The sequence below is a fragment of the Streptomyces sp. NBC_01276 genome (assembly GCF_041435355.1).
Taxonomy (GTDB): domain Bacteria; phylum Actinomycetota; class Actinomycetes; order Streptomycetales; family Streptomycetaceae; genus Streptomyces.
The window spans coordinates 3,231,764-3,253,703 of record NZ_CP108442.1 but is presented as its reverse complement, the minus strand read 5'-3'; the positions used below and the strand labels follow the sequence as shown (position 1 = coordinate 3,253,703).

Sequence of the window (21,940 nt, the reverse complement as noted above, 5' to 3'; positions counted from 1 at the left end):
CCGTGGAGAATCTGATTGCGCTGCTGATCGCGGCGCCCCTGCTCGGAGCGGTGGTGCTGCTCTGCGGCGGCCGGCGCCTCGACAAGGCCGGGCACTGGCTCGGCACCCTGTTCGCCGCCGTCTCCTTCGGCATCGGCGTCGTCCTGTTCGCCGACATGCTGGGCCGCAGCGCCGATGACCGGACCCTGCACCAGTTCCTGTACACCTGGATCCCGGTGGAGGGCTTCCAGGCGGACATGGCGTTCCAGCTGGACCAGCTGTCGATGACCTTCGTCCTGCTGATCTCCGGCGTGGGCACGCTCATCCACATCTACTCCATCGGCTACATGGAGCACGACGAGCGCCGCCGCCGCTTCTTCGGCTACCTCAACCTGTTCGTCGCGGCGATGCTGCTGCTCGTCCTCGCCGACAACTACCTCCTGCTGTACTTCGGCTGGGAGGGCGTGGGCCTGGCCTCGTACCTGCTGATCGGGTTCTGGCAGCACAAGCCCAGCGCGGCCACGGCAGCGAAGAAGGCCTTCCTGGTCAACCGCGTCGGTGACATCGGCCTGTCGATCGCGATCATGCTGATGTTCACCACGTTCGGCACCTTCGCCTTCGAGCCGCTCTTCGCAGCGGTCGGCGGGGCCACCGAGGGCAAGCTGACGGCCATCGGCCTGATGCTGCTGCTGGCCGCCTGCGGCAAGTCGGCGCAGGTGCCGCTGCAGTCCTGGCTCGGCGACGCGATGGAGGGCCCGACCCCGGTCTCGGCCCTGATCCACGCGGCGACCATGGTCACCGCCGGCGTCTACCTGATCGTCCGCTCGGCCGCGATCTTCAACGGGGCGCCGGACGCCCAGCTGGTGGTCACGGTCGTCGGCGCGGTCACGCTGCTCTTCGGTGCGATCGTCGGTTGCGCGAAGGACGACATCAAGAAGGCCCTCGCCGGGTCCACGATGTCGCAGATCGGCTACATGATCCTCGCGGCGGGCCTCGGCCCGATCGGCTACATCTTCGCGATCATGCACCTGGTCACGCACGGCTTCTTCAAGGCGGGCCTCTTCCTCGGCGCCGGTTCCGTGATGCACGGGATGAACGACGAGGTGGACATGCGCAGGTACGGCGGCCTGCGGACGTACATGCCGGTCACCTTCGCGACCTTCGGCCTCGGCTACCTCGCCATCATCGGCTTCCCGGGACTGTCGGGCTTCTTCTCCAAGGACAAGATCATCGAGGCGGCCTTCGCGAAGGGCGGCACCGAGGGCTGGATCCTCGGTGGAGTGGCCCTGCTGGGCGCGGCGATCACCGCCTTCTACATGACCCGGGTCATGCTCCTCACCTTCTTCGGCGAGAAGCGCTGGCAGCCGGACGCGGAAGGCCACCCCCCGCACCCGCACGAGTCCCCGAAGTCCATGACCGTCCCGATGGTCGTGCTCGCCTTCGGCTCGGTCTTCGCGGGCGGGTTCTTCTCGATCGGCGACCGGTTCGTGGACTGGCTGGAGCCGGTCACCGGGGACGCGCACGGCAACCCGCCGATCAGCGCCCTGACGGTCACCCTGTCCACCATGGTGGTCCTGGTGATCGGTGTCGCCATCGCCTGGGGGATGTACGGCCGCAAGCCCGTCCCGGTCGTCGCCCCGCGCGGCTCGCTCCTCACCCGGGCTGCCCGCCGCGACCTGTACCAGGACGACTTCAACCACGTCGTGCTGGTGCGCGGCGGAGAGCACCTGACCCGCTCGCTCGTCTACGTGGACCACAGCCTGGTCGACGGAGTCGTCAACGGGACGGCCGCCTCGGTCGGCGGGCTCTCGGGCCGGCTGCGCAAGCTGCAGAACGGCTACGCCCGCAGCTACGCGGTCTCGATGTTCGGGGGCACGGCGATCCTGATCGCCGCGACCCTGCTGATGAGGGCGGTGTGAGATGAGTTTCCCGCTTCTGACGGTGACGGCGGCCGTGCCCGCGGTCGGCGCGGTCCTCACGGCGGCCGTCCCGGCCGCCCGCAGGACCGCCGCCAAGTGGCTTGCGCTGCTGTTCTCCCTGGCCACGCTGGCCCTGGCCGTGCTGGTCGCGGTCCGCTTCGAGCCCGGTGGCGACCGCTACCAGCTCACCGAGTCCCACGCCTGGATCCAGGACTTCGGCGTCCGCTACGAAGTGGGCGTCGACGGCATCGGGGTGGCGCTGATCGCGCTCACCGCCGTGCTGATCCCCTTCGTCATCGGCGCCGGCTGGAACGACGCCGACCCTCTGGAGACGTCGAACTCGCGCTGGCGGCCGACGCAGGGCTTCTTCGCCCTGATCCTGATGGTCGAGGCGATGGTGATCATCTCCTTCGAGGCCACCGACGTCTTCCTCTTCTACATCTTCTTCGAAGCCATGCTCATCCCGATGTACTTCCTCATCGGCGGCTTCGGGGACCGGGCCCACGCGGGCACCGACGAGAACGCGGCCGCGCAGCGCTCCTACGCGGCGGTCAAGTTCCTCCTCTACAACCTGGTCGGCGGTCTGATCATGCTGGCCGCCGTCATCGGGCTGTACGTGGTCGCCGGGAACTTCTCCCTCCAGGAGATCACCGCCGCCCGCGCCGCCGGCACCCTCGACATGGCCACCAACACCGAGCGGCTCCTCTTCCTCGGCTTCTTCTTCGCCTTCGCGGTGAAGGCCCCGCTGTGGCCGCTGCACACCTGGCTGCCGAACGCGATGGGCGAGTCCACCGCCCCGGTCGCCGTCCTGATCACCGCGGTCGTCGACAAGGTCGGCACCTTCGCGATGCTCCGCTTCTGCCTCGGGCTCTTCCCCGACGCGAGCAAGTGGGCCACCCCGGTGATCCTCGTCCTGGCCCTGATCAGCATCGTCTACGGCGCGCTCCTCGCGGTCGGACAGCGGGACATCAAGCGGCTGGTCGCGTACGCGTCGATCTCGCACTTCGGCTTCATCATCCTGGGCATCTTCGCGATGACCTCCCAGGGCCAGTCGGGCGCGACGCTCTACATGGTCAACCACGGGATCTCGACGGCCGCGCTGATGCTGGTCGCCGGATTCCTGATCTCCCGGCGCGGCTCGCGGCTCATCGCCGACTACGGCGGCGTCCAGAAGGTGGCCCCGGTCCTCGCCGGCACCTTCCTGATCGGCGGCCTCGCCACCCTCTCCCTGCCGGGCCTGGCGCCCTTCGTCAGCGAGTTCCTGGTACTGGTCGGCACGTTCGCCCGCTACCCGGTCGTCGGGATCATCGCCACCGTCGGCATCGTGCTGGCGGCGCTCTACACCCTGGTCCTGTACCAGCGCACCATGACCGGCCCCGTCAAGGAGGAGGTCTCCGGCATGCGGGACCTGCGCCTGCGCGAGGTCCTCGTGGTCGCCCCGCTGATCGCGCTGCTGATCGGACTGGGCGTCTACCCGAAGGTGCTCACCGACATCGTCAACCCGGCGGTGGAGCACACCATGTCGGACGTGAAGCAGACCGACCCGAAGCCCGAGGTGGCCGTCGAGGCCAAGAATGGGGAGGCGGCCAAGTGAGCACCGCGACTGCTGCCCAGGCCCTGCTGAACCTGGCGGCCAACGGACCGGCCGACAAGATCCCGGCCCCGCACATCGAGTACGCGCAGCTGGCGCCCACGCTGATCGTGGTGGGCGCGGCCGTCGTCGGAGTCCTCGTCGAGGCCTTCGTCCCGCGCAAGTCCCGTTACCTCGTCCAGGTGTTCCTGGCCGTCGCCGCGCTGGCCTCGGCCTTCGCGGCGGTCGTCGGCCTCGCCGCCGGCGGCTACGGCAGCACCAAGGCCCACATCGCGGCCATGGGCGCGATCGCCGTGGACGGCCCGGCCCTGTTCCTCCAGGGCACGATCCTGCTGGCCTCGATCGTGGCCGTGTTCACCTTCGCCGAGCGCCGCCTGGACCCGGCGGCGCACGGCAACCGGGTGGACTCCTTCGCCGCGCAGGCCGCGTCGGTACCGGGCAGCGAGAGCGAGAAGGCCGCCGTCAAGGCCGGGTTCACCACCACCGAGGTGTTCCCGCTGGCCCTGTTCGCGATCGCCGGCATGCTGATCTTCCCGGCGGCCGACGACCTGCTGACGCTGTTCATCGCGCTGGAGGTCTTCTCCCTCCCGCTGTACCTGCTCTGCGCCGTCGCCCGCCGCCAGCGGCTGATGTCGCAGGAGGCCGCGGTCAAGTACTTCCTGCTCGGCGCGTTCTCCTCCGCCTTCCTCCTCTTCGGCATCGCGCTGATCTACGGCTACGCGGGCTCGGTCTCCTACGCGGTGATCGCCGACGTGGTCGACGGCACCGTCGCCAAGCTCGACCCGGCCCTGGCCTCCACCATGGGCAACGACGCGCTGCTGCTGATCGGCGGTGCGCTGATCCTGATGGGCCTGCTCTTCAAGGTCGGCGCGGTCCCCTTCCACATGTGGACCCCGGACGTCTACCAGGGCGCCCCGACCCCGGTCACCGGCTTCATGGCCGCCGCGACCAAGGTGGCCGCCTTCGGCGCGCTGCTGCGCCTGCTCTACGTGGTCCTCCCCGGTCTGCGCTGGGACTGGCGGCCGGTGATGTGGGGCGTCGCGATCGTCACGATGCTGGCGGGCGCGGTGATCGCCGTGACCCAGACCGACGTGAAGCGGCTCCTGGCGTACTCCTCGATCGCGCACGCGGGCTTCATCCTGGCCGGTGTGATCGCGACCTCGGCGGAGGGCGTCCAGTCCGTCCTGTTCTACCTGCTGGCCTACTCCTTCGTGACGATCGGCGCCTTCGCGGTGGTCACGCTGGTGCGCGACGCGGGCGGCGAGGCCACTCACCTGTCGAAGTGGGCGGGACTGGGACGGCGTTCGCCGCTCACCGCCGCCGTGTTCGCGGTGTTCCTGCTGGCCTTCGCCGGCATCCCGCTGACCTCCGGCTTCGCGGGCAAGTTCGCCGTGTTCAAGGCGGCGGCGGAGGGCGGCGCGGGGGTGCTGGTCGTGGTCGGTGTGATCTCGTCCGCGATCGCCGCGTTCTTCTACATCCGGGTGATCGTGCTGATGTTCTTCAGCGAGCCGAAGGCCGACGGCCCGACCGTGGCCGTCCCCTCGCCGCTGACGATGACGACCATCGCGGTCGGCGTGGCCGTCACCCTGGTCCTGGGTCTGGCCCCGCAGTACTTCCTGGACCTGGCGGGCCAGGCGAGCACGTTCGTGCGCTGACCCTCCCGGTCCGCGCGGAAGGGCCCGGCTCCCTCGGAGCCGGGCCCTTCGCGTGGGCGGACGGCTACTCGGGCCGTGGCCGCTTCGGCGTGATCGCGTCGAGGTCGAGATCGACGGGGAAGGGGACGGAGACCTTCAGGCGGTCGTGGAAGATGCCGGTGGCCACGTACTTCCGGGTGGCGGGATCGAGTTCGTAGACGTAGACCACGGCCCGGCCTTCCTTGTTCTCCACACGCCAGAAGTGGAGGATCCCGGCCCTGGCGTACTTCAACGGCTTCGTTTCGCGGTCACGCCCGATGGAGTCGGGGGAGACCACTTCGATGGCCAGAACCACGGCCCCGGCGGGGAATCGCGTTTGTTCCAGAGCATCGACGACATCCGCGCGCACGACGACGACGTCCGGCTCGGGCCGATTCAGCTTGTCGATGTCGATGGTGAATTCGCGGAAGACCTCGAAGTCGTCAGGGGCCACCGATTGCAGTTGCCACTTGCACAAGTCGATGGCCCGCTCGTGGAAGACGCTCTGCGGGCTCACGAAGATCAGGCTCCCGTCGATCAGCTCCGTGTGCGGAGGCAGATTCGGAAGCGTGTCCAGGTCGTCCGCGGTCCAGCCGCCCGCAGGCGGGATCGGCCAGCGCGGCCCCGGTTCTGGTTCAGGCTGCGGCGCTGCGGATTCGACGCTCATCAGTGCTCCCATGGGGCAGAGTCTCGCGAGTGCGACCAGCGTATCGCCGGGCAATCGCGGAACCCCGTCCATTCGGGTGAGTCATATGCGGGAGGCAGTTGACGACGCCGGTCGGTGCCGCCTAGTGGCCGTGCGCGTGCGTCGACGGGTTGGCGGCGCCCGGTACCTGCGGGGGCTTGTTCGGGCAGGGCAGGGCCGGGTTCCAGTTGTGGAAGCGGCCCGCCGGGTTCTTCTCGTACGCCCACATGTGCAGGTCGTAGTGCTTGGGCATGCCCGTCCAGTGGCCGGGCATCGGCCCGTCGAAGGGGAGTCCGAACATGCTGGGCCGGTCGTCGGTGGTCGTCAGGTCCTGGTCGCGGTCGGTGGACATCCACTCCACGGTCTGGAGCTTGCGCCGGCCGTTGCGGTCCTTCGTGTAGCTGTAGAGGAGCGCGGTCGGCTTGGCGGGGTCCTTCGAACCCCAGTAGGCCTCCTTGACGTAGTGGTAGCCCATGGAGCCGACCCCGAACGGGTTGCTCATGCACGCCTCTCCGTGCGGGACGTACCCGTCCTTGATGGCCTCCCGCTCGTCCACGTACTTCGCCGTCACCGCCATCGCCGTCGCCATGTCCCGCATGGCCTGCCGGTTGCGCGGGTCGGGCGCGGGGCCGTCCACCGCGTGGGCCGCCGGCACGGCGGCCAGGCCGAGCGACACGGCGGCCGCGCAGGCGAGAACGGGCTTCAGGCTGCGAACGGGCATCGGAACTCCTGGTGGGGTGGGGCCGTTTCATCCACCTTCGCCGTGGTTCGTACGGCCTGCACCCGGCGGGCCTCCGAACGGGGGCGCCGCTTCCTCTAAGGGGTGGCGGCGGGAGCCTGGGCGGCCGGGCGGGGCCGGGTGGTGCCGGGGCGGCACGTGACCTTCGTGTTGAAGGGCTCGAAGCGTCCGGCGGGGTTGTCCTTCCACAGCCACAGGTGCAGCGAGTAGTGGACCTTCTGCCCCGGGAAGCGCGGGGGCAGCGGGCCGCGGAAGGGCTCCCCGAACAGGGACGGACGGTCGTCGTCGGTCTCCACCAGGCCGTCCTTGTCCACGACCATCCATTCGAGGCCCGCCAGGCGCCACCGGCCCTTGCCGTCGCCCTCGTAGAGCAGGGCGGTGGGCCTGGCCGGGTCGACGGAGCCGTCGTAGGCGTGGTTGAAGTGCGGGTAGCCGAGGGAGCCGGCGCCGCCCGACGGGTTCATGACGCAGTACTTGTCGGGGACGTACCCGTCGGCGACGCCGACGCTGTGCCGGTGGTACTTGGCGGTCGCCCGGTAGGTCAGGGCCAGTTGGGCGGAGGGCGCGAGCCGGGACGACGGCCCGGCGGGCGGGGCCGGCGGGGCGGGCGCGGCGGCGGCGGCCGACGGCGCGGCCGCCAGCGTCGCCGCGGCCGCGAGGGCGAGCGGGATGAGCTTCGCGTTGCGAGGGGGCATGCGAGCAGCGTCACCCGCCCCGTCGGGCCCCGCCACGGGTGGGGGAGCGTACGGGTGGTCAGGCCGCTCGGGCGACGTACGCGCGGACGTCGGCGTCGGTGTCGGCGACCGCGGTGGCCAGCGCCGCCCGCGCCCCCGGGGCGTCCCGGTGGGCGAGCAGCGCCAGCACGGCGGCCTTGCGGACGTCGGCCTCGGGATCCGCCAGGGCCCCGGCGAGGGCGGCCACCGCGGTGGAGGGCGCCGCCGCGGCCAGCGCCGCCGCCGCCCCGGCCCGCACCCGCCAGGCCGGATCCGAGAGCGCCGCCACGGCGGCCGGAGCGTACCCGGGCGGGCACCCGACCGCCCCGAGCGCCCCGAGCGCGGCCCCCCGCACGACGGGATCCGGATCCCGCAGCAGGGCCCCGAGCGCGGCGTGCACGGGAGCGGGCTCCGGCCCGGGGGACCCGTCGGGCCCGGTGGGCGGGGTGAGCGAGGCCAGGCCCTTGGCCACGGCCACGCGGACCTCCCGGGACGGGTCCGCCGTGGCCGTCGCCAGTTCCCGGACGGCGTCCACCGAGACCAGGGCCCGTACGGCGTGTACGCGGACCTCCGGTTCGGGGTCGGTCAGCGATGCCGCGTACAGCGCGGCGTCGCCCAGCCGCAGCGCGCGCAGGGCCTCCAGGGCCGCCGCCCGGACCACGCCGTCGGGCACCGCGAGGGCGGCGCGCAGCCCCGCCCGCAGCGCCGGGTCGCCCGGCAGGACCTCCAGCAGTTCCCGCAGCGCAGCGGCCGCGGCGGCCCGTACCGGCGCGGCCCGGTCCCCGAGCCGGTCGGCGAGCGCCGGGCCCGCCCCGGCGGGGACGGTCTCCCCGACCGCGGCGACGGCCGCGGCCCGCACCGCCGGGTCCGGGTCGTCGAGGTAGGGGCGCAGCGTCGCCAGGTCGGGGGTCTCCTCGGCGAGCGCGAGCAGCTCCAGGATGCGCGGCGAGCCGCCGGGCGAGGTGACCCCCGCGGGCCCGTCCCCGGGCACCGCCCCACCGGCTCCATCAGCCCCATCAGCCCCACCGGCCACGGCCGCCTGCCCGGCCGGGCCGTCCGCGCCCACCGGGCCCGCCGCGCCCGGCCGTCCCGCCGGTCCCGCCGGTCCCGCCACCGCCACCGGTGTCAGGGCCGTCTCCCCCAGCGGGCGCGACGGGCCGCCCCGGGGGGTGAACTCCGGGACCGGGACCACGTACGGTTCCACCGGCCGGGCGGTGAACTCCATCCCGCCCGAAGCCCCCTTGCGCAGGTCCAGGTGGTACAGCCAGTCCTCGTCGGCGCGCTCCGGATGGTCGAGCCGCTCGTGGTACAGCCCCCAGCGGGACTCCGTGCGCGTCAGCGAGGCCCGCGCCGCCATCTCCGCGCAGTCCCGGATGAACGACACCTCCGCGCACCGCATCAGCTCGTGCGGGGTCCGCGCGCCCATCTCCGCGATCTCGCCGCTCATCCGGGTGAAGGCCTCCACCGCCAGCGACAGCTTCGCCCCCGTCTTCGGCGGGGCGACGTAGTCGTTGACGAACCGCCTCAGCTTGTACTCCACCTGCGGCTGCGGCGGCCCGTCCGGATGCCGCAGCGGACGGTAGACCAGCTCGTGCGCCGCCGCCACCTGGCCGGCCGGCAGCTCGCCCTCGTACGCCGTGTACCGGGCGGCGTCCTCCCCCGCCAGGTCCCCGAAGACGAACGCCCCGATCATGTAGTTGTGCGGCACCGAGGCCAGGTCCCCGGCCGCGTACAGCCGGGGCACGGTGGTGCGGGCGTGGTCGTCGACCCGGACGCCCGACGCCGAGTGCCCGCCGCACAGGCCGATCTCCGAGATGTGCATCTCGATGTCGTGCGTGCGGTAGTCGTGGCCCCGCCCCGCGTGGAACGTGCCGCGCGTCGGCCGCTCGGTGGTGTGCAGGATCGATTCGAGGGAGGACACCGACTCCTCCGGGAGGTGGCTGAGCTTCAGGTACACCGGCCCCCGGTCCGAGGCGAGTTCGGCCGCGAACTCCGCCATCATCTGCCCCGACCAGTAGTCGGAGTCCACGAACCGCTCGCCGTGCCGGTTGACCTGGTAGCCGCCGAAGGGGTTGGCGACGTAGGCGCAGGCCGGCCCGTTGTAGTCCTTGATCAGCGGGTTGATCTGGAAGCACTCGATCCCGGTGAGCGCCGCGCCCGCGTGGTAGGCCATGGCGTAGCCGTCACCGGCGTTGGTCGGGTTCTCGTACGTCCCGTACAGATATCCGGAGGCCGGCAGACCGAGCCGCCCGCAGGGGCCGGTCGCCAGGATCACCGCGCCCGCCCGGACCGTCACGAAGGCACCGGTGCGCGTGTTGAAGGCGGCGGCGCCGATCGCCCGGCCGTCGTCCGGGGAGGTGAGCACGCGGACCGGCATCACCCGGTTCTCGATCCGGATCCGCTCGCGCATCTCGCGCCGCCGCAGCTGCCGGTAGAGCACCTTCTTGACGTCCTTGCCCTCCGGCATGGGCAGCACGTACGAACCGGAGCGGTGCACCTGGCGGACCGCGTACTCGCCGTGCTCGTCCTTCTCGAACTTCACCCCGTACGACTCCAGCCGCCGCACCATCGCGAACCCGCGGGTGGCGGTCTGGCGGACGGTGGACTGGTCGACGACGCCGTCGTTGGCGCGGGTGATCTCCGCGACGTAGTCGTCGGGCTCGGCGCGGCCGGGCACGACCGCGTTGTTCACCCCGTCCATGCCCATGGCGAGCGCGCCGGAGTGGCGCACGTGGGCCTTCTCCAGCAGCAGGACGCTCGCCCCGCGCTCGGCGGCGGTCAGCGCGGCCATCGTGCCGGCGGTGCCGCCGCCGATGACGAGGACGTCGCAGGAGAGTTCCTCGGCGTCGCCGATCGCGGGAATGTCCACGGTGGGTGTCCTTCGGGGTTCGGGAGTTCAGAGCGAGTTGACGATCCGCCGCCGCAGCGCCGAGCGGTCGGCGCCCCGGTCGCGCGGACGGGGTACGGCGAGCACCTCGCCGCTGCCCAGCAGGGCGACGCGGTCGCCGAGGTGCAGGGCCTCGTCCACGTCGTGGGTCACGAAGACGACGGTGGCCCCGGTGCCCGCGAGGACGTCCACGAGGAGGTCCTGCATGCCGGCGCGGGTCTGGGCGTCGAGCGCCCCGAAGGGCTCGTCCATCAGGACGGCACGGGGCCGCGCGACGAGGGCGCGGGCCAGCTGGACGCGTTGGCGCTGGCCGCCGGAGAGCTGGTGGGGGAGCTTGTGCGCGTGCCCGGCGAGGCCGACCCGGGCCAGCCAGGCCTCGGCGGTGCGCCTGCGGCGCTCGCGGGGGGTGCCGGGGCCTTCCGGGAGGTCGGGCCGGCCGATGGCGAGGGGGAGTTCCACGTTGGCCCGTACCGTGCGCCAGGGCAGCAGGGCGTCCTCCTGGAAGACCAGCGCCCGGTCGGCGTCCGGCCCGGTGACGGGCCGTCCGTCCTGTTCGACGGCCCCGCCCAGCGGCGGCAGCAGCCCGGCCAGGGTCCGCAGCAGGGTCGACTTCCCGCATCCGGAGGGGCCTACGACGGCCAGCACCTCACCGGCTTCGACCGTCAGGTCGACCCCGTCGAGGACCACGCCCCCACGGTGCCCGAGCCGCGCCCCGCGCAGGGCGAGCACGGCGCCGGCGGGCCCGGCGGCGACATCGGACGGACTCATGGGGCCACCTCTCGTGCGCTGCTCCGCGGGACGGGCCCGTGGTCGTGGGGACGGCCGGCGAGGACGTGCCCGGCGACTCCGGGGGCGGACCGCCCCCGGCCCCCGCCCTCCACGCCGGCCGCGATCCGCCCGTCGGGGTCCCGCCCGGCCGGGATCCGCCCGGCCTCGGTCCGCTCCGGGCGGGGCCGCAGGCGGGCCGGTGCGGGGGCCTCGCGGGAGGGGAGCCAGTGGGTCAGGCGGCGGCCCGTCCGTTCCACCAGGGTCGACGTCAGCCAGCCCAGCGCCCCGATCGTGGCCATGCCGACGAAGACGCCCGGGTAGTCCACCACCGTGTAGTCCTGCCAGGTCCGGTACCCGACCCCGTACTCGCCGGAGATCATCTCGGCGGAGATCACACAGATCCACGAGACCCCCACCCCCACCGACAGTCCGCCGAAGATCCCCGGCAGGGCCCCCGGCAGGACCACCGAGAACAGCACCCGCCACCGGCTCCCGCCCATGGTCAGGACCGCCTCCTCCCACACCGGGGACAGCGCCGCCACCGCGTGCCGGGTCGAGACCAGCACCGGGAAGAAGGCCGCCGCGCAGGTGATGAAGACGATCCCCTGCTCGTTGGAGGGGAACAGCAGGATCGCCACCGGCACCAGCGCGATCGCCGGGACCGGCCGCAGCACCTCCAGCACCGGGGTCAGCAGGTCCGAGGCGAGCCGGGAGCGGGCCACCGCGGTGCCCGCCGTCACGCCGAGGACGGCGGCGAGCGCGAAGCCCGTCACGATCCGGCGCAGGCTGTCCGCCAGGTCCTGCCAGTACGGGCCCGTCGCCGCCCGTTCGACCAGCTTCGACGCCACCTCCCCGGCCGTCGGGAACTGCTCGAACCGCAGCCACAGGTTCACGTCCAGCGAGGTCAGCGCCTGCCACAGCGCGAGCGCCGCCAGCAGCGAGGCCGCGCGCAGCGCCCGTCGGCCGGCGCTCATCCGGCCAGCTCCACGGCCTCGGCGTAGCTCACGGTCCGCGCCCCGGAGTCCTGGTGCCGCTCGGTGTACGCCCTCGCGCCCGCCGCCGTGACGAAGGCGCGCAGATCGCCGCCCTCGGTGACCCATACCGCGCGGTCGGCGAACCAGAGGGTGCCGGTCACGGCGTCGGGGACGTACGCGGCCCTGACGTCCGCGCCGCGCGCCGCCCGCAGGAGCTCGCGCGGGGTGGCGTACGTCTGCGTGGAGGACCGCCCCTTGAGCCACAGCTCCGGCCGGGCGCCCGCCGCGAGCCCGTAGCGCGGGCCGGCCGCCGCGACGCGCCCGAGCGGCTCCGGGTCGACGAAGGCGTCCACGTCCACGTCACCGAGCAGCTTGGCGTCCTTCAGGACGGGCACGTCCTGCTTGAGCGCCTCGATCAGCTCGGGGCGCAGGGCCGGGTCGAAGGTGGCGATGCCGTTCGCGCCGTTGTAGAGGTAGACCACCTCCGCCGGGAGGCCGGTCTCCTTGGCCACCGTTTCGGCGGAGGCCACCGGTTCGGTCCGCAGGTGCTCCGTGGCCCGCTGCTGGGCACGCAGGAAGTCGTCCACCACGCCGGGGCGCCGCTGGGCGAACCTCTCCCGGACGGTGACCCCGTGGAAGGTCGGCAGGTTCAGCTCGGCGCCGTCGTAGAGGGCCTTGGCCTTGCCCTCGTAGGCGAGCTGCCCGGGCCAGGTCACGAACTGGGAGAGGGCGTCGGCGCTGCCCGCCTGGAGGGCCGAAGCCCCCACGCTGGGCTGCTGGTTGAGTTTCTGGATGCCGCTCGCGGGGTCGATCCCGGCCCGCCGCAGGGCCCGTACGAGGGTGCCGTCGGCGGCGGAGCCCACGCTGGTGGAGACCTTCTTGCCGCGCAGGTCGGCGAGGGACTCCAGCTTCGAGTCGGGCGCCGTGACGATGGTGTTGAGGCCGCCGCGCAGGTTGTAGCCCGTCACCGACACGAGCCGGGTGGGTTGCTTCAGTTCCTTGCCGCGGGCCGCGTTGATGAGCAGAGGGAAGTCGCCCATCGAGCCGATGTCGACCTTCCCGGCGGTCATCTGGGCGGTGATCGGGGCGCCGGTCGCGTAGTCCTGCCAGTCCACCCGGTACGTGACGCCCTCGCGCCGGCCGCGGGCGGCGAGCTCCTGCTCGAAGTAGCCCAGGGAGCGCAGCAGGGTGCCGGCGGTGACGGTGTTGATGGTCTTGGACTGGTAGCCGACGGTCACGGTGACGGTCTTGGCGGTGTCGGCCCCGGAGGCCTGTCCGCAGGCGGTGGCGAGCGGGGCGAGCAGCAGGACGAGGGCGGGCGCCAGGGTTCTCGTACGCACGACGGGGGTGCCTTTCGCCGGTATCAACGGAGCAGGTAGGGCATGTTGACGGTCACCGCGCCCGTGGGGCAGCGGGCGGCGCACGGTCCGCAGTACCAGCACTCGTCGACGTGCATGTACGCGGTGCCGTCCTCCTCGCGGATGGCGAGCGAGTCGAGCGGACACATGTCGACGCAGAGGGTGCAGCCGCTGATGCACAGCGATTCGTCGATGGTCACGGGCACGTCGCCGCGCTGGGGGACCACGGGCATGGCTGTCTCCAGGAGGAAGGGGAGGGCGGTGTCACAGGGCGCGGCGCAGCAGGCCGCTCATGGTGATGCGGTCGCCGCGGAAGCGGATGAACTCCAGGTCCACGGGGCGTCCGTCGGCGAGGTGGGTGAGCCGTTCCAGCATCAGGACGGCGGCCCCGCGCGGGGCCTGGAGGACGGCGGCGGAGTGCGCGTCGGCGTTGACGGCCTCGACGGTGATCTCGGCGTGGCCGAGCGGCTGTCCGGTGAGCTCCTCCAGCAGCCGGAACACGTCGGTGTGCTCCAGGTCGCAGTCCAGGAGGGCGGCGCCGATGTCCAGGGGGACGTAGGTGAGGTCGAGGGAGAGCGGCAGGCCGTTCAGCAGGCGCAGCCGTTCGACGTAGAGCACGTCGGCGTGCTCGGGCAGGCCGAGGCGGCGGGCGACGGGGGCGGGGGCGCGGACGGGGCCCGCCGTGCGGACCTCGTTGGTGACCTCGCCGTGCTCGCGCAGGGTTTCCGCGAGGCCCTGGAGCCGGTCCAGCCCGTGCGGGTACTTCTCGCAGACGACGACGGTGCCCACGCCCGGCCGGCGCTCCACGAGGCGTTCGCCGCGCAGCAGGTCCAGGGCCTGGCGGACGGTGTTGCGGCCGGCGCCGTACTCGGCGGCGAGGGCGTCCTCCAGGGGGAGCACGCCGGCGGGGAAGGCGCCGGCCAGGATCTGGTGGCGCAGCAGGTCGGCCAGCTGGCGCGCCTGGTCCGCGCGCAGCCGCCGGCGGCGCGCGGCGGCGACCGGGACGGTGCGTGCGGAGGTGCGTTCGGCTGGCATGGCAGGGAACGTACCGGGGGTGCGGGGGCAATGGTGTTGCCGCAGTATTGCGCCACCAACGGGCCGCGCCGCACCGGCTCTGACCTGCGGTTCCGGCGGGGCGGCGGGAAGATCCGCCACCCCGCCGGAGGGGTCTAGCGGGCGGAGCCCACGATCCGGCCGGTGACCTCGCCGAGGCCGACGCGGGTGCCGTCGGCGCCGGGGGCCCAGGCGGTGAGGGTGACGGTGTCGCCGTCCTCCAGGAAGGTGCGCTTGCCGTCGGCCAGCTCGATGGCGTCGCGGCCGTTCCAGGTGAGCTCCAGGAGGGAGCCGCGCTGGTCGACCTCGGGGCCGCTGACGGTGCCGGAGCCGTACACGTCGCCCGTGCGCAGCGAGGCGCCGTTGACGGTCATGTGGGCCAGCTGCTGGGCGGCGGTCCAGTACATCGAGGCGAACGGCGGGCGCGCCACCTCCTGCCCGTTGATGGAGACGGTGATGCGCAGGTCGAAGCCGCCGGGGCGGTCGGCCGCGGAGTCGTCGAGGTAGGGCAGGAGCGGGAAGTCCCGGGCGGGCGGGGCCACGCGGGCCGCGTCCAGGGCCTCCAGGGGGGTCACCCAGGCGGAGACGGAGGTGGCGAAGGACTTGCCGAGGAAGGGGCCGAGCGGCACGTACTCCCAGGCCTGGACGTCGCGTGCGGACCAGTCGTTGAGGAGGAAGAGGCCGAAGACGTGGTCCTCGAAGTCGCCGAGCGCGACGGGGCGGCCCAGCTCGGACGGGGTGCCGACGACGAAGCCGACCTCGGCCTCGATGTCGAGCTTGACGGAGGGCCCGAAGACGGGCGCCGCGTCGGTGGGGGCCTTGCGCTGCCCGGAGGGCCGCACGACGTCCGTGCCCGACACCACGATCGTTCCCGACCGGCCGTGGTAACCGATCGGCAGGTGCTTCCAGTTCGGGGTCAGCGCGTCCCCGTCCGGGCGGAAGATCTTCCCGACGTTGGTGGCGTGGTGCTCGCTCGCGTAGAAGTCGACGTAGTCCGCGACCTCGTACGGCAGGTGCAGGGTGACGGCGTCGAGCGGCAGCAGGTGCGGCTCGACGGTCCCGCGGTGGCCCGGGTCGGTCACCCAGGCGGTCAGCGCGCGGCGCACGTCCCGCCAGGCGGTGCGGCCGGCGGCCAGCAGGGGGTTCAGCGAGCCCTGGGCGAGGAGCCCGGCGTACGGGGATCCGAGCGCGAGGGCGACGGCCCCGGCGTCGAGCACGTGCCCGCCGATCCGCACGCCGACGCGGCGGCGCTCCGGCTCCTGCGCGGTGCTGAACACGCCGTAGGGGAGGTTGTGCGGCCCGAACGGGTCGCCCTCGGGAACGTCGAGGGGGCTCTGCTGGGGCATGGGGTACTGCCTCGCTTTCCATGCGGTCCGGGGGTGTCCCGGGGGCTGGCTGACACGTTACGTGTCTGGTGGGGTCTGTGGGAGGCCGGATTCGGGCGCTATTTGTAGGACTTGTCCAATGGGGTCCGTATCCTTGGCGCCGTGACTTCCGCCCTTCCGTATGCCTTGATCGCCACTGACCTGGACGGGACTCTGCTGTGCACCGCGGACACCGTCTCCGCCCGCTCGCACAAGGCTCTCGCCACGGCGCGCGCGGCCGGAGCCCAGCACATCGTGGTCACCGGACGCCCCGTCCCGCAGGTCCGGAAGATCCTGGAGGATCTTGGGTATACGGGGCTCGCGGTGTGCGGGCAGGGCGCGCAGGTGTACGACACGGCGCGCGGCCGCCTGCTGCACTCCGTCTCCATGGACCGGGGGCTGGCGGAGGTGGCCCTCGGCAAGATCGAGGCCGAGATCGGCGAGGTCTACGCGGCGGTCAACCAGGAGGGGCTCGACGGGGAGACCCTGATGGGGCCGGGCTACCGGATGTGGCACCCGCACCTGCCCATGGTCCGGGTCGGGAAGCGGGACGACCTCTGGTCGGCGCCGATCAACAAGGTGCTGCTCCAGCACCCGCACCTGGACGACGACGAGCTGACCCGGGCGGCGCGCGCGGTGGTCGGGGACCTGGTGAACGTCACGATGGCGGGGGAGCACACGGTGGAGCTCCAGCCGCCCGGAGTCGACAAGGCGGTGGGGCTCGCGCGGGCGGCCGAGGTCCTGGACCTGCCGGCGTCGTCGACGATCGCCTTCGGCGACATGCCGAACGACGTCCCGATGTTCGCCTGGGCGGCGCACGGGGTGGCGATGGCCAACGCGCACCGCGAGCTGCTGGCCGTCGCGGACGAGGTGACCCTCTCGAACGAGGAGCACGGCATCGCGGTGGTCCTGGAACGGCTCTATTCCTGAACGCGCCGCTGCGCCGGACTCCGTCCGACGGCCCAGGGCGGGGTGAGCTCCCAGGTGTGCGCGCCGGGGTGGGCCAGGTAGGCCCAGCAGCCGGTGGCGCGGCCGGGGGCGCGGCCGGGGGCGGTGGCGGGGCAGTCGGGCAGGAGGGCGACTGTTTCCAGCCACCCGTCGTCGCCGCCGCCCGGCCCGGGCCACTGGGCCCACAGGGCGGTGCCGGAGCCGGTGTCGTGGACCAGGTCCATATGGGGGCCGGAGTGGCGTTCGAGCGCGCAGCGCAGCTCGGGGCCCTCCCCGAGCGCGGCCCGCAGGGCGCGGGCGTTTCCGGCGAGGAGCTCCGCGAGGGCGTCGAGGTGGTCGGCCGACAGGAGGCCGGGTGTACGGCAGGGGCCGCTCACGACGCCCACCCCCGGGCGACGATCCAGGCCACGCAGCCGACCCAGGCGACGGCCCCGAGGGTCACGGCCACGGCCTCCAGGCGGGGCGTCACGGCCGGCCTTCCACGCTGAGGGCGTTGCGCCGCGCGATCTCGGCCCGGAGCCGCTCCATGGGGTCGGCGAGCCGCACCTCGCGCGGCTCCGCCTCCCACTCGGGGCCCCCGCGCACGGGCCGCAGCGCCCAGTACGGTCCGGCGAGGCCCCGGAACTCCCCGAGACGGTCGTCGCGGCCGGTGTCCACGACGAGGGTTCCGGGAACGGGGGGCGGGGGAAGGGGCGTTCCACACACGGCGGTTCCTCTCCGTAGCGATGCCACTACCAAGCGGGTTCAGAGTGGCCGGGCGGTGGGGACACTTCAACTTGCCAGTGCGGAACGGAAGATCGGTCACGAGCCTGTGAATCGCAAGGAGTTGAACCCCGAAGCGGGCCCCGAAGCCGCCTTCGGGGCACGTCTGCGCAGCTCGCGGGAAGAGCGCGGCTGGAAGCAGGAGGAGCTCGGGAAGCGGCTGGGCTACTCCAGCACGCACGTCTCGGCGGTGGAAACCGGGCGCAAGATTTCTACTCTGCGTTTCGCGCGCAGTGCGGACGCGGTCTTCGGCACCGCGGGGACCGAGAACACGTTCGAACGCCAGTGGCGGGAGATCCGGCACGGCGTCCTGCTGGAGGGCTTCCCGGAGTTCCTCGGCTACGAGAGCCGGGCGGTGGAGATCCGGCTGTACGAGGTCGGCGTCATACCGGGACTGCTCCAGACGCCGGAGTACGCGACGGTGGTCACCGAGAGCACCGTCAAGAGAGGGACCATCACTGCGGATCACGCGAGGGAGCGAATCGCGGTCGTCTCGGAGCGGCAGGCGGCACTGCTCCGCACTCCTCCGCCGCTGGTGTTCGTGGTGTTGGACGAGAGCTGTTTGCGTCGCCCCATTGGCGGACGCGCACTCATGGAGGAGCAGTTCACGCGACTGCTCGAATTCGCCGAATTGCCGAACACAGTCCTCCAGGTCGCTCCGTTCGACATGGGAGAGCGTCGCCCGCTCAGCTTGCCCGTCACGGTGCTGACGCTGCCCGACCGCTCGATCATGTCCTACTCCGAATCCGCCCAACGGGGACATCTGGAACGGGACAACAACTCCGTGGTGCCGATGCTGACGGCCTACCATCAACTGCAGGCCGGAGCGCACTCGCAGGCGGCTTCTGTGGCCATGATCGATCAGCTACGAAAGGGCACGTCGTGACGACCGAATCCCCCCGCTGGTTCAAGTCCTCCTACAGCGAGAACGGTGGCCAGTGCGTCGAGGTCGCCACCAACCTCGTCGCCTCGCGCGGTGTGGTCCCCGTCCGGGACTCCAAGCGCGCCGATGGTCCGGAACTCGGCTTTACCGCTGCCGCGTTCTCCGCTTTCGTGGACGGTCTGAAGGTCGTCTGACGTCGAGAAGGGGTACCTCGTGACGATCGAATCCCCCCGCTGGTTCACGTCCTCCTACAGCAACAACGGCGGCGCCTGCGTCGAGGTCGCCGCCAACCTCGTCCCGTCGCGCGGTGTGGTCCCCGTCCGGGACTCCAAGCGCACCGACGGCCCCGAACTCGGCTTCACCGCCGACGTGTTCTCCGCCTTCGTCGACGGTCTCAAGGCCGTCTGAGCGGCCCGGCGGGCCCCGGGCGGGCAGCCCGGGGGCCCGTTCGGCCGCCCTCAGGCCGGCTACTGCATCAACTCGATGTGGGGATGCTCCGGAGCCGCCGGGCAGAAGTAGAGCTGCTGTTTGTAGCCGCTGCCGATCTGGATCCGGGTCGGTTGCGTCAGGTCGCGGTAGCGGGGGTCGGTCGAGGACGCGGCGGCCTGGTCTTCGTACGGGATCCAGCTGCCGTTGCTGCTGTCCCATTCGAAGGTGGCGATGGTCAGCAGCGGGTCCATCGCGGTGCCGCACGCGGGGCAGGACCGGGGAGCGGGGTCGGTGTAGCCCCACATGGGCCAGCCGCCGGCCTTCCAGCCGGGGGCGATGGACAGGTGGCTCCCGTAGAACTCGTCCGGGTAGGGGGCGTAGGAGCTGTCCACATGGGCGTCAGCTGCCTGCCACAGGCTCCAGTCCCCGATCTGCTCCCGCAGTTCCTTGCTCAACTCCGCGCGACTGGGGTACTCGGTGACCTGCTCCGGCGCGAGCACGCACGGCTCCGGCAGGTATTCCTCGACCACCAGGGGCGGTTCCGGGGGTGAGGTGAGCATCTCGGTGACATCGGCCGCGGACCGCCAGACCAGCACGGTCCTGGGCATGTAGTGCTCCGGAGGGTGGTCGAAGGGGCACCACAGCACCTGGAGCAGGTCCGCCCCGCCCCGGGTGGGCGGGCGCAGCACGGGGACGTCACGCACGTAGAGCTGGGCCAGGGGCAGCAGGGCGACCGGGCCCTCCAGCCACGAGCTGTCGTGCCAGGTCTCGTCGGAGTTGAGCCGGTCCAGGAACGCTCGCTCCTCGGGCGTGTACTCCGGGACGGGGGCATCACCGTCCGGGTGCATCGCCTCGCTCGCCCGGATGCGCTGCTTCAGGCGCAGTTCGGCCAGGGCGAGCTCCTCACCCTCGTGCGGGGCGTCGCAGTGCGGCCACGGCTCGTCGGCGGGCCACAGCAGGGGCCCGCCGACCGAACTGTCGTGCACCGAAGGGGCTCCGGGGCGGGGGTGCAACCGGGTCGCCGTGCGGGCCAGCGGGGCCAGTCGGGGGAAGACGGCGGTGACGTCGAGCGGCCGCGGCGGGGTGGTACGGACGAGATCCATGACGACGATGCTGCCAGCGCCCTCTGACACCGCGGAGCACCGATCCACGACGGTGCTCGGCGGTCGCACCGGGACTTGTGCCGGCAGCCGCGCCCGGACCCTAGCCCGCCGTGCGCGGCAGGCGGCGTTCCCACGTGCGGTGGAAGACGACTTCGTCACCTTCCCGGCACACCACCTCGTTCGAGGTGAGGAAGCCGCCCTCGTCGCAGGTGATCTCCGAGCGGGTCTCCACCCGCGCGTCCCAGCCCTCCTCCGGCCGGTGGAGCCGGATCCGCCACTCCGAGCGGCAGGACGCCGACAGCGGGTCCGCGTCCTGGATCTCGTAGACCTCCGCCGCCTCCTCCTCGTACTCCAGCCCGTCCGGGTAGACCCGGGTGCCGCCGTAGCGGGGGTCCACCTCCAGGCGCCAGGTGCCGCGCGCCACGTCACGTACGACGAGCCGCTCCGGGCGCGGCCCGTCAAGGGTCTCGGGGTAGGAGACCCCCAGCGGCTCCGCCTGCTCCGGGGCCTCGAAGACGATGGCCGAGTCGGTGGCGGGGGAGCCCGAGCGGACCGGGAGTTCGAGGGTGCTGCCCTCCGGGTCCACGGTCCAGCCGGCCTCCGAGCCGGCCCGGGGCCAGATCCACGGCCAGTACGCGGAGGACAGCGCGAGGCGGATCCGGTGGCCGGGCGGGAAGGCGTGCCCGATGCCGTTCAGCTCGAAGGTGACGTCCTCCTGCGTGCCCGGGGTCCACGGCGCCGCCCGGTCCCGCCCGCGCCGCGCGGACAGGTTCAGCGCGCCCCGGGTGACGAGCGTCGAGGAGCCGTCGGGAGCGACGTCGCACAGCCGGGCCACGACCTGCCCGTACGGGACGTCCATCCGCAGCCGCAGGGTCACCGACGGGCGGCCCAGGATCTCCACCGGCTCGCCCGGCGCCACCGGGAACTCGAAGCAGGCCGACTTCGCGTCCTCCTCCCGCTGGTCCGGCGGCAGGTCGGCGGCGTTGCCGAAGGGGAAGAAGCGGCCCGCGTCCAGCCCCGTGTGCTGGGGCGAGGCCACGACCACCGGGGGCCCCTGGAGGCCGTACGAGACGGGTACCACCGAGGGGGAGGGCCAGGCCCGGTCGCCGGCCCAGCGGCCCTCCAGGCGCTCGTACACGGTCGCGGGGCGGTGCGACTCGCTGATCCAGGAGCGCAGCAGCGGCTCCTCCATGACCCCGTTGTCCTCGCCCTTGAGCCAGTGGTCCCACCAGCGCAGGGTCTCCTGGAGGAAGCCGATCGCCGGGCCCGGCGGCAGTCCCCGGTCCGGGTACTGGTGCGACCAGGGGCCGATCAGCCCCCGGACGCGGGAGGCGGGCAGGGCGGAGACCAGGCGCAGGACCGTGTCCCGGTAGGGGTCGTGCCAGCCGCCGACGGCGAGGACGGCCGCGCGGACGGCCCCGTAGTCCTCGCAGACGCTTCCGTGGCGCCAGTAGGCGTCCCGGGTCTGGTGGGAGAGCCAGGTGTGGATCAGGGGCTCCATCCCCTCCAGCCGCTCCAGCCACTGCCGGCGCCAGCCGTCCCCGGCGTAGCGCGGGTCCGGCGGGCGGGAGGCGAAGGCGAGCATCGTGGCGGCCCACGCGTGCATGTCCACGGCGAGCACCGAGCCGCCCATGTAGTGCACGTCGTTGTCGTAGCGGTCGTCGGTGGAGCAGACGGTGACGACGGCCTTCAGCGCCCGGGGGGCGAGCGCGGCGATCTGGAGGCTGTTGAAGCCGCCCCAGGAGATCCCGAACATGCCGACCGCGCCCGTGCACCACGGCTGGGCGGCCAGCCACTCCACCACCGCGACCCCGTCGGCCAGTTCCCGGGCGTCGTACTCGTCTCCGGGGCGGCCCCCGCTGTTGCCGTGGCCGCGCACGTCGACCCGTACGGAGGCGTAGCCGTGGCCCGCGTACCAGGGGTGGCGCTGGGCGTCGCGCGGGGCGGTCCAGTCGGTGAGCCGGTACGGGAGGTACTCCAGCAGGGCCGGGACGGGCTCGTCCGTCACCGGGCGCCAGATCCGGGCGTACAGCTCGACGCCGTCGGGCATCGGGATCCGGACGTCCTCGTGGGCGGTCGCGTACGGAAAGTCGGTTCGGATGATCATCGGAG

At 72.6% G+C, this 21,940-nt stretch carries 21 protein-coding genes; 7 read left to right on the top strand and 14 right to left on the bottom strand.

From position 1 onward, the window contains the following. Positions 1-2: 2 nt before the first annotated feature. From nuoL to nuoN, 3 genes are read left to right on the top strand one after another with little or no spacing between them, the layout of a single operon-like run. Positions 3-1,898 (top strand): NADH-quinone oxidoreductase subunit L, encoded by a 1,896-nt coding sequence (gene nuoL, locus OG295_RS14155; protein WP_371677195.1) that lies wholly within the window; start codon positions 3-5, stop codon positions 1,896-1,898. Position 1,899: 1 nt separating this feature from the next. Continuing rightward, positions 1,900-3,492: an NADH-quinone oxidoreductase subunit M gene (locus tag OG295_RS14150; RefSeq protein WP_371677194.1), complete on the top strand. Its 1,593-nt coding sequence runs from the start codon at positions 1,900-1,902 to the stop codon at positions 3,490-3,492. Beyond that, entirely contained in the window at positions 3,489-5,144 is a 1,656-nt protein-coding gene (gene nuoN, locus OG295_RS14145; RefSeq protein ID WP_371677193.1) for an NADH-quinone oxidoreductase subunit NuoN, read from the top strand. The genes OG295_RS14150 and nuoN overlap by 4 nt, the downstream gene beginning before the upstream one ends. 64 nt (positions 5,145-5,208) lie before the next feature. Here the strand turns inward: nuoN and OG295_RS14140 are convergent, their stop codons facing one another. From OG295_RS14140 to fahA, 10 genes are all read right to left on the bottom strand, one after another. After that, on the bottom strand, positions 5,209-5,829 hold the full coding sequence (locus tag OG295_RS14140; RefSeq protein WP_371677192.1) for a Uma2 family endonuclease: 621 nt from the start codon (positions 5,827-5,829) through the stop codon (positions 5,209-5,211). A 121-nt stretch (positions 5,830-5,950) separates the two neighbouring features. Next, positions 5,951-6,568: a hypothetical protein gene (locus tag OG295_RS14135; protein WP_371677191.1), complete on the bottom strand. Its 618-nt coding sequence runs from the start codon at positions 6,566-6,568 to the stop codon at positions 5,951-5,953. Between the two features lie 95 nt (positions 6,569-6,663). Beyond that, the gene (locus OG295_RS14130) at positions 6,664-7,281 is read right to left on the bottom strand and encodes a hypothetical protein (RefSeq protein WP_371677190.1); all 618 of its coding nucleotides are present in this window, start codon (positions 7,279-7,281) and stop codon (positions 6,664-6,666) included. 58 nt (positions 7,282-7,339) lie between these two features. After that, positions 7,340-10,168, bottom strand: a complete 2,829-nt coding sequence (locus tag OG295_RS14125; protein WP_371677189.1) for a fumarate reductase/succinate dehydrogenase flavoprotein subunit — start codon at positions 10,166-10,168, stop codon at positions 7,340-7,342. Positions 10,169-10,195: 27 nt separating this feature from the next. After that, a complete protein-coding gene (locus OG295_RS14120; protein ID WP_371677188.1) occupies positions 10,196-10,954 on the bottom strand; it encodes an ABC transporter ATP-binding protein in 759 nt (252 codons plus the stop codon). After that, the gene (locus OG295_RS14115; RefSeq protein ID WP_371677187.1) at positions 10,951-11,928 is read right to left on the bottom strand and encodes an ABC transporter permease; all 978 of its coding nucleotides are present in this window, start codon (positions 11,926-11,928) and stop codon (positions 10,951-10,953) included. Before OG295_RS14115 ends, OG295_RS14120 begins: the two co-directional genes overlap by 4 nt. Further along, positions 11,925-13,268: an ABC transporter substrate-binding protein gene (locus OG295_RS14110; RefSeq protein ID WP_371677186.1), complete on the bottom strand. Its 1,344-nt coding sequence runs from the start codon at positions 13,266-13,268 to the stop codon at positions 11,925-11,927. The genes OG295_RS14115 and OG295_RS14110 overlap by 4 nt, the downstream gene beginning before the upstream one ends. 23 nt (positions 13,269-13,291) lie before the next feature. Beyond that, a complete protein-coding gene (locus OG295_RS14105) occupies positions 13,292-13,519 on the bottom strand; it encodes a ferredoxin family protein (RefSeq protein WP_371677185.1) in 228 nt (75 codons plus the stop codon). A gap of 31 nt (positions 13,520-13,550) precedes the next feature. Beyond that, positions 13,551-14,321, bottom strand: coding sequence for a GntR family transcriptional regulator (locus OG295_RS14100; protein ID WP_371677184.1), 771 nt, complete (start codon positions 14,319-14,321; stop codon positions 13,551-13,553). Between the two features lie 134 nt (positions 14,322-14,455). Further along, positions 14,456-15,685: a fumarylacetoacetase gene (gene fahA / locus OG295_RS14095; protein WP_371677183.1), complete on the bottom strand. Its 1,230-nt coding sequence runs from the start codon at positions 15,683-15,685 to the stop codon at positions 14,456-14,458. A 141-nt stretch (positions 15,686-15,826) separates the two neighbouring features. Between fahA and OG295_RS14090 the strand changes: the two genes are divergently transcribed. Next, positions 15,827-16,633 carry an HAD family hydrolase gene (locus OG295_RS14090; RefSeq protein WP_371677182.1) on the top strand — a complete coding sequence of 269 codons (807 nt, stop codon included), beginning with the start codon at positions 15,827-15,829 and terminating at the stop codon, positions 16,631-16,633. On the opposite strand, the gene OG295_RS14085 is transcribed toward OG295_RS14090, so the two are convergent. Together OG295_RS14085 and OG295_RS14080 are read right to left on the bottom strand one after the other, a co-directional pair. After that, positions 16,624-17,028, bottom strand: a complete 405-nt coding sequence (locus tag OG295_RS14085; RefSeq protein WP_371677181.1) for a hypothetical protein — start codon at positions 17,026-17,028, stop codon at positions 16,624-16,626. The genes OG295_RS14090 and OG295_RS14085 overlap by 10 nt on opposite strands. A gap of 88 nt (positions 17,029-17,116) precedes the next feature. Beyond that, a complete protein-coding gene (locus OG295_RS14080; protein ID WP_371677180.1) occupies positions 17,117-17,308 on the bottom strand; it encodes a hypothetical protein in 192 nt (63 codons plus the stop codon). Positions 17,309-17,462: 154 nt separating this feature from the next. On the opposite strand from OG295_RS14080, the gene OG295_RS14075 reads away from it, so the two are divergent. Genes OG295_RS14075 through OG295_RS14065 form a run of 3 tightly spaced genes read left to right on the top strand, consistent with a single transcriptional unit; the run spans position 17,463 to position 18,704 of the window. Further along, complete coding sequence (locus OG295_RS14075; protein ID WP_371677179.1) at positions 17,463-18,299, top strand: Scr1 family TA system antitoxin-like transcriptional regulator; 837 nt, start codon at positions 17,463-17,465, stop codon at positions 18,297-18,299. Beyond that, entirely contained in the window at positions 18,296-18,490 is a 195-nt protein-coding gene (locus tag OG295_RS14070; protein ID WP_371677178.1) for a DUF397 domain-containing protein, read from the top strand. The genes OG295_RS14075 and OG295_RS14070 overlap by 4 nt, the downstream gene beginning before the upstream one ends. Before the next feature lie 19 nt (positions 18,491-18,509). Then, a complete protein-coding gene (locus OG295_RS14065) occupies positions 18,510-18,704 on the top strand; it encodes a DUF397 domain-containing protein (RefSeq protein WP_371677177.1) in 195 nt (64 codons plus the stop codon). A 59-nt stretch (positions 18,705-18,763) separates the two neighbouring features. Here the strand turns inward: OG295_RS14065 and OG295_RS14060 are convergent, their stop codons facing one another. Next, the gene (locus OG295_RS14060) at positions 18,764-19,828 is read right to left on the bottom strand and encodes a hypothetical protein (protein ID WP_371677176.1); all 1,065 of its coding nucleotides are present in this window, start codon (positions 19,826-19,828) and stop codon (positions 18,764-18,766) included. Between the two features lie 100 nt (positions 19,829-19,928). Then, on the bottom strand, positions 19,929-21,935 hold the full coding sequence (locus OG295_RS14055) for a CocE/NonD family hydrolase (protein ID WP_371677175.1): 2,007 nt from the start codon (positions 21,933-21,935) through the stop codon (positions 19,929-19,931). Positions 21,936-21,940 lie beyond the last annotated feature (5 nt).